This window comes from Candidatus Streptomyces philanthi (assembly GCF_059553635.1).
The window spans coordinates 17553-35743 of record NZ_JCANQV010000019.1 but is presented as its reverse complement, the minus strand read 5'-3'; the positions used below and the strand labels follow the sequence as shown (position 1 = coordinate 35743).

The window sequence follows — 18191 nt, the reverse complement described above, 5'->3', positions numbered from 1 at the left end:
CCCGCCACGCACCAGCAGCTGCGGCTCGTCCGACGTCAACGCCCTCGGCAGAAGCGTCACATCGGCGTCATCGTCCAGATCCACCAGCCCGAAGCGCCCCGGATTCTCCGACTGCGCCGACCGCACCAGACCCCACACCGCCGCACCCGCGAGATCCGCGCCCGCGTGGACGCCCCGGGTGACGAACACCAGGCGCGAAGCGGCGAACCGGTCATCGGCCAGCCACGACTGAAGCAGCTCCAGTGCCCCGGCGGCCGTGGCATGCGCCGCCTCGACGACGCCTCCCGACCCGGCGGCCGTCACAGGTGCCAGGACCACCTCCGGCAGCGGTCCGGCCCCGGCCAGGGACGTCAGATCCGTGAAGCGGTCGACGGCGCCGAGCGGGATCGTGTCCGCGCCGGCGAAGGCGTCGAGCGATGCGACGCTCCCGGCCGCACCCAGGCGTACCGGGTCCCACTGGAGACGGAACAGCGCGTCGCGGACGACCGGGTGCGTACTGCCCGCGAACTGGTCGGTGGAGACGGTCCGCAGGACGAGGGTGCCGATGGAGGCGACGGGTTCGCCCGTGGTGTCGGCGACGTCGACGGAGACCGTGTCGCCGCTGTGCCGGGTGACGCGGACCCGTACGGCAGCCGCGCCGGAGGCGTGGAGCGAGACGCCCTCCCAGGAGAACGGCACGACCTGCTGGTCGATCCCGTTGAAGGTGACGACGTGCAGGGCCGCGTCGAGCAGCGCGGGATGCAGGCCGTAGGCGGGTGCCTCGTCCTCGGCGGTGGCGGGCAGGGCGACCTCGGCGAAGACCTCGTCGCCCCGGCGCCATGCGGTGCGCAGGCCCTGGAAGTGGGGGCCGTAGGCGAATCCGCGGTCGGCCAGGCGCGGGTAGAGGTCGGTCAGGTCGACGGGCTCCGCGTCGGCGGGGGGCCAGGACGCGGTGGTGAAGTCGATGTCGTCCGCGGGGGGCTGCGGGCCGGTGGCGAGGACGCCGGTGGCGTGCTGCACCCAGGGGTGGTCGCCGTCGCCCTCCGCCCTGGAGCGGGCGGAGAGGGTGCGGCGGCCCGTGTCGTCGGCGGGGCCCACGCGCAGTTGGAGGTGGACGCCGCCGTGCTCGGGCAGGACGAGCGGGGCGGCCAGGGTCAGTTCGTCGACGCGGTCGCAGCCGGCCTCGTCGGCGGCGCGGATCGCGAGTTCGGCGAACGCGGTGCCCGGCAGCAGCACCGAGCCCATGATGACGTGCCCGGCCAGCCAGGGGTGCGAGGCGAGTGACAGGCGCGTGGTGAACAGCAGTCCTTCGCCGTCGGGCAGTTCCACGGCGGCGCTCAGCAGCGGGTGTCCGGCGGCTTCGAGGCCGGCGGCGCCGATGTCCCCGGTGCGGGTGTGGTCGGGGGTCGGCCAGAACCGCTGGTGCTGGAAGGCGTACGTCGGCAGGTCGACGGGGCGTGCGTCCCGTCCGGCGAGGAACGCGCTCCAGTCGATCTCCGCGCCGTGCACATGCAGTTGTGTCAGGGCGGCGAGGAGGGTGGTCTCCTCGGGGCGGTCGCGGCGCAGGGCGGGGACGAGCACGGTGTCGTCGGCGCCGTCCGGCAGCGATTCGCGTGCCATGGCCGAGAGGGTGCCGTCGGGGCCCAGCTCCAGGAAGCGGGTCACGCCCTGTGCGCACAGGGCGCGGACACCGTCGGCGAAACGTACCGCCGCGCGGACGTGGGTCACCCAGTACTCGGGGCTGCGCAGCTGGTCGGGGGTGGCGAGTGCGCCGGTGACGTGGGAAACGACGGCCAGTTCCGGCTCGCCGTAGGACAGGCCCTCGGCGACGGCGCGGAAGTCGGCGAGCATCGGGTCCATCAGGGGCGAGTGGAAGGCGTGCGAGACCCGCAGCCTGTTGGTCTTGCGGCCCTCGGCCTCGAAGCGCGCCGCGAGGGCGAGCACGGCGGCCTCGGTGCCGGAGACCACGGTGGACCGGGGGCCGTTGACGGCGGCGATGGCGACGTCGTCGGTGAGGTGCGGCAGGACCTCCTCCTCGGTGGCGCGGATCGCCGCCATCGCGCCTGAGGCGGGCAGGGCCTGCATGAGCCGTCCGCGTGCCGCCACCAGCGCGCAGGCGTCGGCCAGGGAGAACACTCCGGCGACATGGGCGGCGGCGATCTCCCCTACGGAGTGCCCCGCCACGTACCGCGGGCGGAAACCCCAGGATTCCGCCAGCCGGTACAGCGCCACTTCGATCGCGAACAGTCCGGCCTGGGCATAAACGGTCTGGTTCAGCAGCTCCGCGTCCTCGCCCCGGACGACGTCCCGCAGGGAACGGTCCAGGTGCGCGTCCAGGGCGGCGCAGACCGCGTCGAACGCCTCCGCGAAGACCGGGTAACGACCGTACAGCTCACCGCCCATCCCCAGACGCTGCGAACCCTGGCCCGTGAAGAGGACGGCGTCCCGGCCGGTGCCGACGGTGCCCGTGTCCACGGCGGGGTCGGCGTTGCCCGTGGCCAGGGCCTTCAGGGCGCGCAGGGCGGTGCCGTGGTCGTCGGCGCGGACCGCGGCGCGGTGGGCGAAGGCCGTGCGGTGCGTCGTCAGCGTGTGGGCGACATCGGTGAGCCGGGGCGCGGGGGTGCGGTCGAGGTGGGAGCGCAGCCGGGCCGCCTGGGCACGCAGGGCGCTCTCGCTCTTGGCGGAGAGCAGCAGCGGTGCCGTGCCGTCGGGGTCGGTGGCGGGCGCTTCGGGTGCGGTGGCCGGGGGGAGTTCCAGGATCACGTGTGCGTTGGTGCCGCTGATGCCGAACGCGGAGACGGCGGAGCGCCGGGGGCGGCCGGTCTCGGGCCAGTGCGTGTGCGCGGTGAGGAGTTCGACCGCTCCGGTGGTCCAGTCGACGTGGCCGGTGGGTTCGTCGAGGTGCAGGGTGCGCGGCAGCATGCCGTTGCGCATCGCCAGCACCATCTTCATCACGCCGGCGACTCCGGCGGCGGCCTGGGTGTGCCCGAGGTTGGACTTCACCGCGCCGAGCAGCAGCGGGCGCTCCGCCGGCCGCTGCCGGCCGTAGGTGGCCAGCAGTGCCTGGGCCTCGATCGGGTCGCCGAGCGTGGTGCCCGTACCGTGTGCCTCCACGGCGTCGACCTCGGCGGCGTCCATCCGGGCGTTCGCCAGGGCCTGCCGGATGACGCGCTGCTGGGAGGGGCCGCTGGGGGCGCTGAGTCCGTTGGAGGCGCCGTCCTGGTTGACGGCCGAGCCGCGGACGACGGCGAGCACCTGGTGGCCGTTGCGGCGGGCATCGCTGAGCCGTTCCACCAGCAGCAGGCCGACGCCCTCGCTCCAGCCGGTGCCGTCGGCGGCTGCCGCGAACGGCTTGCAGCGGCCGTCGGGGGCCAGTCCGCGCTGCCGGGCGAACTCCACGAAGGAGGACGGGGTGGACATCACCGTCACACCGCCGGCGACCGCGAGGGAGCACTCGCCCTGGCGCAGTGCCTGCGCGGCCATGTGCAGGGCGACGAGCGAGGACGAGCAGGCCGTGTCGACCGTGACGGCGGGGCCCTCGAAGCCGAAGGTGTAGGAGACCCGGCCGGAGACGACGCTCATGGCGTTGCCGGTGAGCCGGTGTCCGCCGACCTCGTCCCGCGCGGTGTCCAGGACCGTGACGTAGTCGCGGGTGTTGGTGCCGACGAAGACGCCGGTGCCGCTGCCGCGCAGGGACTCCGGGGCGATCCCCGCGCGTTCGAGGACCTCCCAGGTGGTCTCCAGGAGCAGCCGCTGCTGCGGGTCCATGGCGAGGGCCTCGCGCGGGGATACGCCGAAGAAGTCCGCGTCGAAGCCGGCCACGCCGTCGAGGAAGCCGCCGCCGCGGGCGTAGGTGGTGCCCTGGTGGTCGGGGTCGGGGTGGTAGAGGCGGTCCAGGTCCCAGCCGCGGTCGTCGGGCAGCGGGGTGATGGCGTCGCGGCCCTCGGCCAGCAGCCGCCACAGGGCCTCGGGTGAGTCGACGCCGCCGGGGAAGCGGCAGGCCATGCCGACGATCGCCACCGGTTCGTCAAGGGCGGCGGCGGACGCCTGGACTGCGGTGGCGGGCCCTTCGCCGCCCAGCACCTCCGCGCGCAGGTAGGCGGCGACGGCTTCGGCGTTGGGGTGGTCGAAGAGGAGGGTGGCGGGCAGTCGCAGGCCGGCCGCTGCGGAGAGGCGGTTGCGCAGGTCGACGGCCATCAGCGAGTCGAACCCCTGCTCCCGGAAGGCGCGTCGGGCATCGACGGTGTCCGGTGAGGGGTGCCCGAGCACGTGGGCGGCCTCTTCCCTGACCACGGTCAGGAACGCCTGTTCCTGTTCGGCGGGGGGCAGAGCGGCGGTCCGGTCGCGCAGGGGGGAGCGTTCGGTCCGGGGGCCGTCCGCGGGGCCGAGGGCGCGGCGCGCCTCGGGGAGGTCGCCGATCAGAGGGCTGGGGCGGACGGCGGTGAGGGCGGGGGCGTACGCGCTCCAGTCGATGTCGGCGACGGTGACGTGCGTCAGGCCCTGGGCGAGTGCCTGGCGCAGGGCGGCGAGGGCGGGGGCCGCGGCGAGGGGCAGCAGTCCGTCGCGGCTCATCCGGTCGGCGGCGTCGCTGTCGGTGGCCATGCCCTGGCCGGCCCAGGGGCCCCAGGAGACGGAGGTGGCGGGGAGGCCCTGCCGGTGGCGCTGTTCGGCGAGGGCGTCCAGGTAGGCGTTGGCGGCCGCGTAGTTGGCCTGTCCGGCGTTGCCGAGGACGCCGACGATCGAGGAGAACAGCACGAAGTGGTCCAGGTCCAGGTCCCGGGTGAGTTCGTGCAGGTTCTGTGCGGCGCGTGCCTTGGGGCGCAGTACGGTCTCGAAGCGCTCGGGGGTGAGCGCGTCCAGGACACCGTCGTCCAGGACGCCCGCGGCGTGGACGACGCCGGTCAGCGGCAGGTGGGGCGGGATGTCAGCGAGGACGGCGGCCAGGGCGTCGCGGTCGGCGGCGTCGCAGGCGGCGAGGGTGACCTTGACGCCGCGGTCGGTGAGGGCGGCGGCGAGTTCGGGTGCGCCGGGGGCCCGCGGGCCGCGGCGGCCGGCGAGGACGAGGTGTTCGGCGCCGGCGTCGGCGAGCCAGTGGGCGATCTGGGTCCCGAGGGCTCCGGTGCCGCCGGTGACCAGGACGGTGCCGTGGGTGCTCCACCGGGCGCCGGTGTCGCCGCCGGGAGTGATCCGTTCCAGGCGGCGGGCGTAAACCCCGGCCGGGCGGACGGCGATCTGGTCCTCGCCCCCCGCGAGGGCGCTGAGCAGGGCGGGGACGACCCGTCCGTCCAGGGTGCCGGGGAGGTCGACGAGCCCGCCCCAGCTCTGCGGGAACTCCAGCGCGGCCACCCGTCCAAGGCCCCAGGTCTGGGCCTGGACGGGGCTCGTCGGTGCCTCGTGCCGGTCGACGGCGACGGCGCCACGGGTCACGCACCACAGGGGCGCCTGGACACCGGCGCTCTCCAGGGTGCGCAGCAGGTCGGTGGTGGCGGTGAGGCCGCGGGGTACGGAGGGCAGTTCCGGGTGGGGGCGTTCGTCGAGGGCCAGCAGGGAGAGCACGCCGTCGAGGGGGGTGTCGGGCAGGGCGAACGGGTCGTGGGTGCCGGGCAGTTCGCGGACGTCGGTGTGCAGGCCGTGGTCGCGCAGGAGGTCCAGGAGGCGGGTGGTCCACGGGTCGTCGGTGGTGCCGTCGGGGAGGACGACGAGCCAGTGGCCGGTGGCGGTGGGGCCGTCGGCGGGGGTGCGCGGGGTCCAGTGGGTGCGGTAGCTGAGGCGGTCGGCGGCCGCCTGGGTCCTGCGCTGCCGGCGCCAGGAGGAGAGGGTGGGCAGAAGGCTGCCGAGGGAGTCGGCTTCGCTGCCGTCGATGGCGAGGACGGCCGAGAGTTCCTGGAGGTCCTCGCGTTCGACGGCGGCCCAGAATCCGGCCTCGCCCGCTTCGGCGCCGGGGTTCTCGTCGTCGGGGGCGGCCGGGTCCAGCCAGTACCACTGGCGTTGGAAGGCGTAGGTGGGCAGGTCGGCGCGGGTGGGGCCGGTGGGGCCCAGGAGGGCGGACCAGTCGACGGGGACGCCGTGCGCGAAGGCGGTGGCGATGCCCTCGGTGAGGGCGGTGGCCTCGGGGCGGCCGGTGCGCAGGAGGGGGACGAGAACGGGCTCGTCGAGGGTGGTCAGGGAGTCCTGGACCATGGGGGTGAGGACGCCGCCGGGGCCGATCTCCACGAAGGTGGTGACGCCCTCGGCCTCCAGGGCGCGGACGGCGGCGCAGAAACGGACCCCCTCACGGACCTGCCGTACCCAGTAGGCGGGCGAGCGCAGTTCGTCCTCGGTGGCGAGCGCGCCGGTCACCGTGGACACCACGGGGATGCGGGGGGCGTGGAAGGTCAGGCCGTCGGCGACGCGCCGGAAGTCCTCCAGCATGCCGTCCATGTGCGGGGAGTGGAAGGCGTGGCTGACCCGCAGCCGCTTGGTGCGGCGGCCCCGCGCCGCCCAGTGGGCCGCGATCTCGGTGACGGCCTGTTCGTCGCCGGAGACGACGCAGGAGTCGGGCCCGTTGGCGGCGGCGAGGGCGACGCGGTCCTCGCGGCCGGCGAGCTGGGCGCGGATATCCTCCTCGGTGGCCTGGACCGCGATCATGGCGCCGCCCTCGGGCAGTGCCTGCATGAGGGTGCCCCGCGCGGCGACCAGCCGTGCGGCGTCCTGGAGGGTCAGTACGCCGCTGACGTGGGCGGCGGTGAGTTCGCCGATGGAGTGCCCGGCGACGAACCGGGGGGTGACGCCCCAGGACTCGACGAGCCGGAACAGGGCGGTCTCCAGGGCGAACAGCGCGGCCTGGGTGTAGGCGGTCCGGTCGAGGAGAGCGGCCTCGGCGCTGCCCTCCTCCGCGAAGACGATCTCGCGCAGCGGCCGGTCGAGGTGCGGGTCGATCTCGGCGCACACCGCGTCGAAGGCGGTAGCGAACTCCGGGTACGCGGCGTGCAGTGCGCGGCCCATGCCGAGGCGCTGGGAGCCCTGTCCGGCGAAGAGGAACGCGGTGGTGGTCCTGGCGGCGACGCCGGCGGTCAGACCGGTGGCGGTGCGCCCTTCGGCGAGGGCGTCCAGGCCGCGCAGGAACTCCTCCCGGTCGTGCGCGACGAGTACCGCGCGGTGTTCCATCAGGGCCCGGCTCTCCGCGAGAGCACGGGCGACGGCGGCCGGTTCGAGGCCGGCGTGCTCGCGTACGTGGCGGCCGAGGCGTTCGGCCTGGGCGCGCAGGGCGGTTCCGGTGCGGGCGGACAGGATCCACGGCAGTACGCCCGGCCGGGCGGCCGGCCCGGGGTCCGGTGCGGCCTCGGGGGCGGGCGCCTCCTCCAGGACGACATGGGCGTTGGTGCCGCTGATGCCGAAGGAGGAGACGGCGGCGCGGCGGGGGCGGCCGGTGCTCGGCCAGGGCTCGGCCCGCGCGAGGAGCCGGGCGTGGCCCTCGTCCCAGTCGACGTGCCCGGTGGGCTCGTCCAGGTGCAGGGTGCCGGGCAGCTGCCCGTGCCGCATCGCCAGGACCATCTTCATCACGCCGGCGACACCGGCGGCGGCCTGGGTGTGCCCGATGTTGGACTTCATGGCGCCGATCAGCACCGGCCGGTCGGCGGGACGCTGCTGCCCGTACGTGGCGAGCAGGGCGTGCGCCTCGACGGGGTCGCCGAGGGTGGTGCCGGTGCCGTGCGCCTCCACGACGTCGATGTCGGCGGCGGCGAGGCCCGCGCCGCTCAGCGCCTGGCGGATGACGCGTTGCTGGGAGGGGCCGTTGGGGGCGGTGAGGCCGTTGGACGCGCCGTCCTGGTTGACGGCCGAGCCCTTCAGCACGGCGAGGACGGGATGGCCGTGGCGTACGGCATCGCTGAGCCGCTCCACGAGCAGCATGCCGACGCCCTCGCTCCAGCCGGTGCCGTCGGCGGCGGCCGCGAACGGCTTGCAGCGGCCGTCGGGGGCCAGCCCGCGCTGCCGGGCGAACTCCACGAACATCTGCGGTGTGGACATCACGGTCGCGCCGCCGACCAGGGCCATGGAGCACTCGCCGCGCCGCAGCGCGTGCGCGGCCAGGTGCAGGGCGACCAGCGACGACGAGCAGGCCGTGTCCACGGTCAGCGCGGGGCCCTCCAGGCCCAGGACGTAGGAGATCCGGCCGGAGGCGATGCTGATGTGGTTGCCGGTCAGCAGGTGCCCGCCGACCTCGGCGGCACGCCGGCCACCCTCGGCGTCGTACCCTCCGTGGCCGGTGCCGACGTAGACACCGGTGCGGCTGCCCGCCAGGGACTCCGGGTCGAGGCCGGCCCGTTCGACCGCCTCCCACGCGGTCTCCAGCAGCAGCCGCTGCTGGGGATCCATGGCGAGGGCCTCGCGCGGGGATATCCCGAAGAATCCGGCGTCGAACTCGCCCGCCTCGTGCAGGAATCCGCCCTCGCGGGCGTAGGTGGTGCCCTGGCGGTCCGGGTCGGGGTGGTGGAGCGTGTCCAGGTCCCAGCCACGGTTACGGGGGAAGGAGGAGATCGCGTCGACGCCGTCGCGCAGCAGGTCCCAGAGTTCCTCGGGCGAGCGGACGCCGCCGGGGAAGCGGCAGGCCATCGAGACGATCGCGAGGGGCTCCCGCTGCTTCGCCTCGGTCTCGTCCAGTTGCTGACGGGTCTCGTGAAGGTCCGCGATCGCGCGCTTGAGGTACTCGCGCAGCTTCTCCTCGTTCGACATCAGAACGCCAATCGTTCGGTGGGATGCCGGACCTTGGGGCACAGAGCGCCGACACGCACGTCCGACCGTTTCCCCGCCATCTTCGTCAAGGTGGACTGCGGGTTTCCCTAGATGACGGCCGGCTCCCCCGCCACAGGGCGGGCCGTCCGGCGGCGGCCATGTATAGGGATTTCCCGGTCCCCGGGTCGCTAGCGTCACTCCTCGCGCGTCACGTCACGAAGTACACGTAAGGGGCCTCCCTATGACCGCCGCCTCCCACGACCTGCCCTGCCTCAGTCTCGAAGCGCCCAAGACGCTGGAGCTGAGCCCGCTCCTGCGCGCCCTGCAGGACCGGGGGCCGATCCACAAGGTGCGCACCCCCGCCGGGGACGAGGCATGGCTGGTGACCCGCCACGCCGAGCTCAAGCAGCTGCTGCACGACGAGCGCATCGGCCGCACGCACCCCGATCCGGCCTCCGCCGCGCAGTACGTCCGCAGCCCGTTCCTGGACCTGCTGATCAGCGACGCCGACGCCGAGACCGGGCGCCGGCAGCACGCCGAGACCCGGCGCCTGCTCACGCCGTTGTTCTCGGCCCGGCGCGTGGCGGAGATGCGGCCGAAGGTGGAGGAGGCCGCGGACACCCTGCTGGACGCGTTCCTCGCCCAGGGCCCGCCCGGCGACCTGCACGGCGAACTCACCGTGCCGTTCGCCCTCACCGTGCTCTGCGAGGTCATCGGCGTCCCGCCGGAGCGCCGCGAGGAACTGACCACCCTGCTCGCCGGCATCGCCAAACTGGACGACCGTGACAGCGCCCTGCGCGCACAGGCCGACCTGACCGCGTACGTCGAGAGGCTGGTCGCGTACAAGAAGGCCGAGCCCGGCCCCGACCTCATCTCCCGCCTCAACGACGGCGACCTGCCCGAGGACCGCGTCACACACCTCGCCTCGGGCCTGCTGTTCGCCGGCCTGGACAGCGTCGCGAGCATCATGGACAACGGTGTGGCCCTGCTGGCCTCCCACCCCGAACAGCGCGCCGCCGCACTGGCCGACCCCGAGGTGATGAACCGCGCCGTGGAGGAGGTCCTGCGCACCGCCCGCGCCGGCGGCTCGGTCCTCCCGCCCCGCTACGCCAGCGAGGACATGGAGTTCGGCGGGGTGACGATCCGCTCCGGCGACCTGGTCCTCTTCGACCTCGGCCTGCCCAACTTCGACGAGCGCGCCTTCACCACTCCGGGGAACTTCGACGTCACCCGGTCCCCCAACCCCCACCTGACCTTCGGCCACGGCATCTGGCACTGCATCGGCGCCCCCCTCGCCCGCCTGGAACTCACCACCATGTTCACCAGGCTGTTCACCCGCCTCCCCGGCCTCCGCCTGGAGATCCCCGTGGAACAACTCCGCCAGAAGGAGGGCCAGCTCTCGGGGGGCTTCGCGGAACTCCGCGTCACCTGGTAGGGGCGGCGCCCCGGGCTCCGCGGGTCCGACCGCCCGCCCAGGCGTGCCGGCGCCGGACCTGGGCCGCGGCCGGGGCCGCCTTCGGCACGATGCGCGTGGCGGGGGCCGGGGCGCCCACGGGTACGTCCGAGGCAGGTGGCGGGCGGCAAAGGTTGCGCGTCCGGCCCTTCCACCGCTCCCTCGCGGGTGCGTGGCGCCATGGCCACCGCAGAGTGCTTTTCCGGCCAAGGGCAGGAGCTGATCAGGGCCGCGAGGACGAGGGTGGCGTGGGGTTCAGGGCGGGGCCGTGGCTCCGGTCAGTCCTGGCGGAAGGGGCAGTTGTCGGGGCAGTCGTTGCCGGCCCGGCGTCCGCCCTCCTCACGGGCACACGCCTCGTGCGCGTCGCACACCTCGTGCGCGCCGGGCCACGGGGAGGCGTCGTACGGCTCGTGTCCCGTCGCGCCGCGGCCGGCGTCCCCGGCGTCGGCCGTCCCGTCGCCGTCGCGCTCCGGGGCCGGGCCCATCAGCACCTCCAGGCCGGCCCGTAGGTACCGCTCCAGTGTGGCGTCCGGCGCCGAGGCCAGGGCAGGGGAGCGGATCTCCGTGCGCATCAGGCTGGTACCCAGCACCCAGGCCGCCAGGAGTTCCGCGCGCAGATCGGCGTCGGGTCCGCCGAGGCGGGCCGCCAGGCGTGTGGAGAACACTTCGGTGTACTCGGCGCGCAAGCGCCCCACCGCCTCGTCACGGCCGGAGGACCGCAGCACGGACAGCACCGGGTGCGGGAAGCCGTCCTCCCTCGGCTCCCCCAGCAGCAGGGCGCAGAACCAGTCGGGGATCGCCTCGAAGGGCTCCTGGAACAGCGGCTCGAACATCTTGCCGGTGCAGGCCACGTCGTTGAACAGTGCCGCCTTCGAACCGAAGTAGCGGTAGACGAGGGCGGCGTCCACGCCCACGTCACCGGCGATGTCCCGCACGCTGGTGCCCTCGTAGCCGTACTTGCCGAAGCGGAAGGACGCGGCGACCCTGAGCGCGGTGCGCGTGGCCGAGGCCGAGCGCCTGCGGACCACTTCCTTCGACGTCTCGCCGTTCTGCACTGCCGTCACGTCACCGCACCTCCGTCATTCGTGCCCCATCCGCCGTCGGTTCATGTTCCAGGGTACGGCGCGTGTCTCAAAGTCATCGGCCTGATGTCATCGATCGTTGACTTAATTCCCGTCAGATGCCATACCTGAAGTCGTTCAACGATTGATGACTTAAGTGCCTGCCATGCCAGGGCGGTACCACGGGGGCATCCGTGACCGGTCCGCCCGCCCGGCGCGGCGGCCGCGCCCCGTCGCGCACCACCGCCGCCGTCGCAGGTGGGCACCGCCATGACCGGAAAGGTGAACACCTATGTCTGAGCAACGCGTTGCCGTGATCGGAACCGGTTACGTCGGACTGACCACCGGCGCCTGCCTCGCCACTCTCGGCCACCTCGTGGTGTGCGCGGACGCCGACCCGCACAAGGTCGCGCGGCTGCGCGAGGGCACGGTGGACATCCTGGAGCCGGACCTCCCCGAAGCGGTGCAGGACGGTCTGAACACGGGCCGGCTGGAGTTCACCGGGGACACCGCGGCCGCCGTGGCCGAGGCCGGGGTGGTGTTCCTGTGCCTGCCCACCCCCATGGGGGCAGGGGGTGCGGCCGACCTCGCCGCCGTGGAGGCCGTCGCCGGCCAGATCCGCGAGGTGCTGCCGACCGGCTGCGTCGTGGTCAACAAGTCGACCGTGCCGGTCGGTACGAGCGAGCGGGTCGCCGCGCTGCTCGGCCGGGCGGACGTGGCCGTGGTGAGCAACCCCGAGTTCCTGCGCGAGGGGCGCGCCGTCCACGACTTCCGGCATCCCGACCGCATCGTGATCGGCGCCGCCGACCGTGACGCCGGCCGGCGGCTGGCCGACCTCTACGCCGACCTGGACGCGCCGCTGGTGCTCACCGACCCCGCCAGCGCCGAACTGACCAAATACGCCGCGAACTTCTTCCTCGCGATGAAGCTGTCCTTCGCCAACAACCTCGCCACCGTCTGCGAACGCTTCGGTGCCGACATCACCGACGTCACCGAGGGCATCGGGCGCGACCCGCGCATCGGCGACGCGTTCCTCCGGCCCGGCCCCGGCTGGGGCGGCTCCTGCCTGCCCAAGGACACCCACGCCCTGCTGACCGCCTGCGACCAGGCCGGCGTCGACTTCCCGCTGCTGAGCGCCACCATCGAGACCAACGTCGTCCACCAGCGCCAGCTCGTCGAACGCCTCGCCGCCGCCTGCGGCCGCGCCGACGGCTCGCTGCGCGGCGTGCGGCTCGCCCTGTACGGCCTGACCTTCAAGGCCGGCACCTCCGACCTGCGCGACTCGCCCGCGCTCGCCGTCGCCCGGCTGCTGCGCGAGCGGGGCGCCGAACTCACCGCGTACGACCCGGCGTTGCGCGAGGAGCGGCCGGACCTCAGCGATCTGGTCGACCTCGTCGACGACCCGGTGCGGGCGGCGGAGGGGGCCGCGGCCTGTGTGGTCCTCACCGAGTGGCCGGAACTGCGCGAGCTGGACTGGGCGGCGATCGGTGCCCGCATGACCGGCCACGAGGTCCATGACTTCCGCAATCTGCTGGACGCGGACCGGCTGGCACGGGCCGGGCTGAGTTGGCAGGGCCTGGGGCGCGCGGCGACGCCGGCGCGGGTGGCCTGACGTACACACCGGGCCCGTGCCCCGTCCGCGCGGCCGCGACACCCCCCTGCCTCGCTCCCCTCACCGAAATCTCCGAAGAACGCTCTACGAAGGATTTACGCCATGCGAGTCCTGTGCACCACCCTCGGCAGCCCCTCCCATGGGCGTGCCCAACTCCCCCTGCTGCGTGCCCTGGTCAAGGCGGGGCACCAGGTGCGGGTGATCACCAATGACACCCTCGTCCCCGTCTTCGCCGAAGACGACGTCCAGGTGAACCCCGCGCTGCCGGAGTTCGACCCGACGTCCGGGCTCGATCAGTACCTCGCCGAGATCCGGAACATCGCCGACGCGGCGGAGCGGATGGCGGAACTGGTCCGGCTGATGCAGCGGAACCTGGCCGGACCGGACATCAAGCCGTACCTGGGCGTCCTGCTTCCCCTCGCCCGCGACTTCCGCCCCGACCTGATCCTGCGTGACGGCATGGACATGTCCGCCGTACTCACCGCCGAGCTGCTGGGCATACCCCAGCTGCCCACGCCCTCCGGTTTCAGCAACATCATGGACCCCGTCCAGGTGCTTCCCGAGCTCAACAACCGGCGTGCGGAGCTGGGACTGCCCGTGCACGAGGACCCGCTGTCCCTCGTCCCGCACGGCCGCGTCGACTACGTACCGCCCGCCTTCTCCTTCACCCAGCACCTGCCCGCGTCGTGGGCCTACCGGCAGACCGTGGACGTCGAACGCCGCGCGGTGCTGCCCGAGTGGGCGGCCCAACTGCCCACGGACCGGCCCCTGGTGTACGCCGCGATCGGCACCGCCCTGCCCATGCTCCACCACCGCAAGCCCGCCCCGTCCACGCCGCTGCCGGTGGTGTTCCCGGACCCCGTCGAGAGCCTGGGCGCGATCCTCGGGGCGGTGGCGGAGCTGGACGACTGCACCGTGGTCGTCTCGACCTCCGGGATTCCGGTCGACACCGAGCGGGTGCCCGCGCACGTCCACGTCGCCGAGCGGGTGCCGCAGCCGCTGCTGCTGGAGTCCGTCGACCTCTTCCTCACCCACGGCGGCTTCAACAGCATCCGCGAGGCGATGCGCACCGGCACACCGCTGGCGGTGCTGCCGCACTTCGGCGACCAGCACGCCAACGCGGACCGCGTGGAGGAGCTGGGCCTGGGCCGCCACCTCACCGACCGCGGCGCGGCCGGCATCGCCGCCGCCTGCCGGGAGCTCCTCGCCGACCCGGCACCCCGGGCGCGGGCCGGGGCGGCCCGGCTGACGATGCTGACGCTGCCGGAGATCGAGCACGCCGTCGGTGACCTCGAAGGGATCGCCGGCTGACCGATCGGCCACCGGGCCGGGGCGGTACGGGAGCCATCTCCCGCCGCCCCGGCCCTCCCGCTGTTTCCGTCACCCACCACCCTTGAGGACGACACGTGACCTTCTCCGAGACCCGGCAACAGGGCACGGCCGGGGACGCGCCCGCGCGGTTCAGCCACCGGCAGATCACCACCGTCATGTCCGGGCTGGCCCTCAGCATGTTCCTGGGAGCACTGGACCAGACCGTGGTCGCCTCCGCGCTGCGGACCATCGCCGACGACCTGCACGGGCTGACGGCCCAGGCGTGGGTGACCACCGCCTATCTCATCACCGGCACCCTCGCCACCCCGCTGTACGGCAAGCTCTCCGACATCCACGGCCGCCGGCCCGTCTACCTCGTCGCGATCGGCCTGTTCACGGCCGGCTCGCTGCTGTGCGGGGCCGCCGGATCGATCTACGAACTCGCCGCGTTCCGCGCCGTGCAGGGCCTCGGCGGCGGTGGCCTGATATCGCTTGCCATGACCATCATCGCCGACATCACCACCCCACGCGAACGAGGCCGTTACCAGGGCTACTTCATGGCGGTGTTCGGCGGCGCCAGCATCGCCGGCCCGTTGGTGGGGGGCGCGTTCGCGGACCGGGCCGACATCCTCGGCATCGCCGGCTGGCGCTGGATCTTCCTGATCAACGTGCCGCTCGCCGCCGCGGCCGCCGCGGCACTCGTCCGCGTGCTGCGCTTCCCCCACCAAAGGGTGCGGCACCGGCTCGACTACCTCGGCGCGCTCACCCTGGCCGTGGGCCTGGTGCCGCTGCTGACCGTCGCCGAACAGGGCCGCACCTGGGGCTGGGGCTCCCCCCAGGCGCTGCTGGCCTACGCGGTCGGCGCGGCGGGCCTCGCCGCGTTCGTCGTGGTGGAGCGGCGGATGGGCGAGGCCGCGCTGCTGCCGCAACGCCTGTTCCGCATCCGCACCTTCCGCCTCGGTGTCACGCTGAACTTCGTCTGCGGCATCGGCATGTTCGGCGCGATGACGACCCTGCCTCTCCACCTCCAACTCATCCGCGGCATGAGCCCGATGGCGGCCGGCCTGGCCACGCTGCCGACCGTCGCCGCGAACCTCGTCGTCACGCTGCTGGTGGGCCGGCTGGTCGCCCGCAACGGCCGCTTCAAGCTCCCGCTCGTCGCCGGATTCGCCTCGTTGGCCGCCGCGCTGCTGGTCTTCGCCACGCTGCGGGTGGACAGCCCGATGTGGCACGCGATGCTCGGCATGGCCCTGATGGGCGCGGGGCTCGGCGCGTCGATGCAGAACCTGACCGCGCTCTCGCAGTCCGAGATCCCCCGCACGGAGATGGGCGCGGCCACCGCGTCGATCAACTTCTTCCGCTCCAACGGCGGCACGGTCGGCACCGCGGCCTTCCTGTCGCTGCTGTTCGCCACGGCCGCCGGTCACATCACCGACCGGCTGGCCACCGCCCGCCACGACCCGGGATTCCGCCACCTGCTGTCCCGCCCCGACAACGCGCACGCCCTCGCGGGCGTCCTACGTCCCGACGGCGGCGTCAACCTGGAGGACTCCGCCTTCCTGCACGCCCTCGACCCCGCCGCGGCGCTGCCCTTCCTCCAGGGATACGCCGCCTCGATGCGGATCGTCTTCCTCACCGGCGCCGCCGTGACCCTGGCCGCCCTCCTGGCAGCGGCCTGGCGGGTGCCGAACCTCACGCTCTCCGACGAGTAGCCGGGCCCGGCCGGCACGAGGCAGCGACGGCAAAGCTCCATGCCCTTGGCACCGCCAAGGCGCGTACGGTCCGGGTGCCGGCCGCGTCCACGGCCGGCACCCGGACCGTTCGGCGGCGGCCAGGAACACGCACGCCCCTTTCCGGCCGCCCCATCCACCTCGTCACGCAAAAGATGCCTGGTCAGCGTACTGACCAGGCATCTTTTGCGAGTGTGTCCGAGGGGGGACTTGAACTCTCCACTCGGGCACCAGCCTGCAAGTGCCCTGACCTGCGAAAACGCCCGTCGACAGGCTTGATCCCGGCGGGCGTTTCTCCTGTTCTTTCCTGCTGTTTCAGGCCCCTTCGGACCGCTGTTGGTCATGCGTTGGTCACGTGCCCAACCCCTCCTCCGAGGTGTCCGCCCCTGGTCAGGCTCCCTGGGCGGTGCCACAAGGCTACGCCCGGTCTGCACGGCCGCGTACGTGACCACGTACCGGGGTGGGCTGGGCGGTTGGGAACCTGTTTATGCAAGGACACGCATAGTCGCGTTCACGCATAGACGCGTGGCACCGCCCCCTCTACTGTCGTTCGGCAGGTGGCCCAAACAGGGTCAGAGCAAGGGGGTCTGGCATGTCCGAACGGTCGGCACTCACCCGCCTCACGGGCAACGGCAACGGCGAGTGCGGGGAGAAGGACTGCCCGAACGTGTACCGCACGGCGTCGGGCTCGTTCGTCGTGCAGGGCGATGTGTCCCACGCGTTCGCCCCTCCCGCTGGGGAAGGGCTTGTGGAAATCCCGGAGACGGTTCTGAGGGAGGCGATTCGTGCACTTGGATGGTGACGCGTGGAACAACTGCTTCGATTCCATGAGGCATGATGCGTGGCGACTGGAAACGCTGCCCACATACACCATGGCTCAGGAAGCCGAGAAGATGAGTCGATTCCTCGCGGGCGAGAAATCCCCGGATGATTACACGTCCGGCTGGATGGATGAGGTTCGGCAGTGGGTCGCGCAAGGAAAGAGTGTCGGCAGGGTGCACGTCGTCACTCGCCCGCTTTCGGACTACCTTCGATTCGAGTTCGAATATTACTACCGGCACCATGTAAGGGTGGGTGAGGATATTCGAATTCTCGACCTCACCGACCGAAAGAACCCGGGACTCCCTGATCAGGATTTCTGGATGTTCGATGAGTCCAAGGTGGTCCTGATGAATTACCGGGCGGACGGGACTCAGACTAACCGCGAACTGCATGAAGGTGATCCTGAACCGTATCGACAGTGGAAGCGGATCGCCGTTGCCGAGTCGGTTCCATTCTTGGAGTACGTGAGCGGGTGACTTTCGAGCCCGAGCAGTTGGGTCAGCCGAAGCAGGAGTTGGCGGCTCGACTGAAAGAACTGCGTAGGCGAGCCGGTCTCACTGGGGACCGGCTCGCTCGGCGTTGCAACATGTCTCAGTCGAAAATCAGCCGGATAGAAAACGGGAAAGTTCAGCCGAGTCTCCTGGACCTGGAAAGAATCCTCCGTGCTGTGGTGGCTCCCCCTGACGTGGTCGAGGAGGTCGTGGCCCTCGCTCGGCTAGCGAACACGGAGTGGCAAGACCTGCGCTCGCTTCGCCGCCGAGGTCTGGAGAAGAAGCAAACCGAGCTGGCCGCTCTTGAGTCTTCGTCTACCGAGTTTCGCTTCTTTCTCCTTTCGATGATTACAGGACTACTTTCCACACCCGAATATATTCGCGCCAGTCTCGCCCACTCACCCGCCGACGTCACTAAAACCATCGCTCGAAAGTTGGAGCGGCAGGAAGTACTTCACGACACGACGAAGCAGTTCACCTTCATCCTTACTGAACAGGCGGCAAGGTGGCCTCTCCTGCCTCCGGCTGCGATGGCGATGCAGCTCGACTGGTTGGCCTCCCTTAGCCGTCTATCAAACGTGAAGCTGGGCGTTATCCCGATCGAGGGGCACAAACCCATCGCACCGATGGACACCTTTACGGTCTATGACAACACCCTGGCCACTGTGGAGAACACGACCGGCGTGGTGGTTCTGAGAGATCCAAGGGATATCGAAATTCACTTGGACTTGTTCTCTCAACTGGAAGGGTATGCGTTGTTTGAAGGCGCCGCGCGAGACTTGCTGACAGAGTGGTCCGCTGCTTGCCGTTCATGATCTTTAGTCCATGACGGGAAAGATCTGCACAGTTGCCGTCTTCTGGGTCAAGGATTACCTCCATGACAGTGACCGACCGAATCCACGAGGGTGTGCGCTCATGACGGTGGGGCGTATGACGTTGCGGGTATCGCGTGACGGCGGCCGGACTTTCGGCCCCGCACGTGAAGTGCGAGTAGATCCGCAACGTAATGCGGAGATGCCG

General features: G+C 72.1%; 8 protein-coding genes and 1 pseudogene. 7 read left to right on the top strand and 2 right to left on the bottom strand.

Annotated elements, in window-relative coordinates; all coding sequences use genetic code 11:
- Positions 1–8691: pseudogene (locus AC51EU_RS04745) on the bottom strand (type I polyketide synthase); the annotation flags it as partial.
- 241 nt (positions 8692–8932) lie between these two features.
- Between AC51EU_RS04745 and AC51EU_RS04740 the strand changes: the two are divergent.
- Complete coding sequence (locus AC51EU_RS04740) at positions 8933–10126, top strand: cytochrome P450 (protein WP_496265359.1); 1194 nt, start codon at positions 8933–8935, stop codon at positions 10124–10126.
- Positions 10127–10422: 296 nt separating this feature from the next.
- Here the strand turns inward: AC51EU_RS04740 and AC51EU_RS04735 are convergent, their stop codons facing one another.
- Complete coding sequence (locus tag AC51EU_RS04735) at positions 10423–11208, bottom strand: TetR/AcrR family transcriptional regulator (protein ID WP_496265358.1); 786 nt, start codon at positions 11206–11208, stop codon at positions 10423–10425.
- 289 nt (positions 11209–11497) lie between these two features.
- On the opposite strand from AC51EU_RS04735, the gene AC51EU_RS04730 reads away from it, so the two are divergent.
- The 6 genes from AC51EU_RS04730 (at position 11498) to AC51EU_RS04705 (ending at position 17986) form a co-directional block, all read left to right on the top strand.
- Complete coding sequence (locus tag AC51EU_RS04730) at positions 11498–12817, top strand: UDP-glucose dehydrogenase family protein (RefSeq protein WP_496265357.1); 1320 nt, start codon at positions 11498–11500, stop codon at positions 12815–12817.
- 102 nt (positions 12818–12919) lie between these two features.
- A complete protein-coding gene (locus AC51EU_RS04725; protein WP_496265356.1) occupies positions 12920–14128 on the top strand; it encodes a glycosyltransferase in 1209 nt (402 codons plus the stop codon).
- A 95-nt stretch (positions 14129–14223) separates the two neighbouring features.
- Complete coding sequence (locus AC51EU_RS04720) at positions 14224–15840, top strand: MDR family MFS transporter (RefSeq protein WP_496265355.1); 1617 nt, start codon at positions 14224–14226, stop codon at positions 15838–15840.
- A 610-nt stretch (positions 15841–16450) separates the two neighbouring features.
- Positions 16451–16660 carry a hypothetical protein gene (locus AC51EU_RS04715; RefSeq protein WP_496265354.1) on the top strand — a complete coding sequence of 70 codons (210 nt, stop codon included), beginning with the start codon at positions 16451–16453 and terminating at the stop codon, positions 16658–16660.
- Positions 16644–17156: a DUF6879 family protein gene (locus AC51EU_RS04710; protein ID WP_496265353.1), complete on the top strand. Its 513-nt coding sequence runs from the start codon at positions 16644–16646 to the stop codon at positions 17154–17156. Before AC51EU_RS04715 ends, AC51EU_RS04710 begins: the two co-directional genes overlap by 17 nt.
- On the top strand, positions 17153–17986 hold the full coding sequence (locus AC51EU_RS04705; protein WP_496265352.1) for a helix-turn-helix domain-containing protein: 834 nt from the start codon (positions 17153–17155) through the stop codon (positions 17984–17986). Before AC51EU_RS04710 ends, AC51EU_RS04705 begins: the two co-directional genes overlap by 4 nt.
- Positions 17987–18191 lie beyond the last annotated feature (205 nt).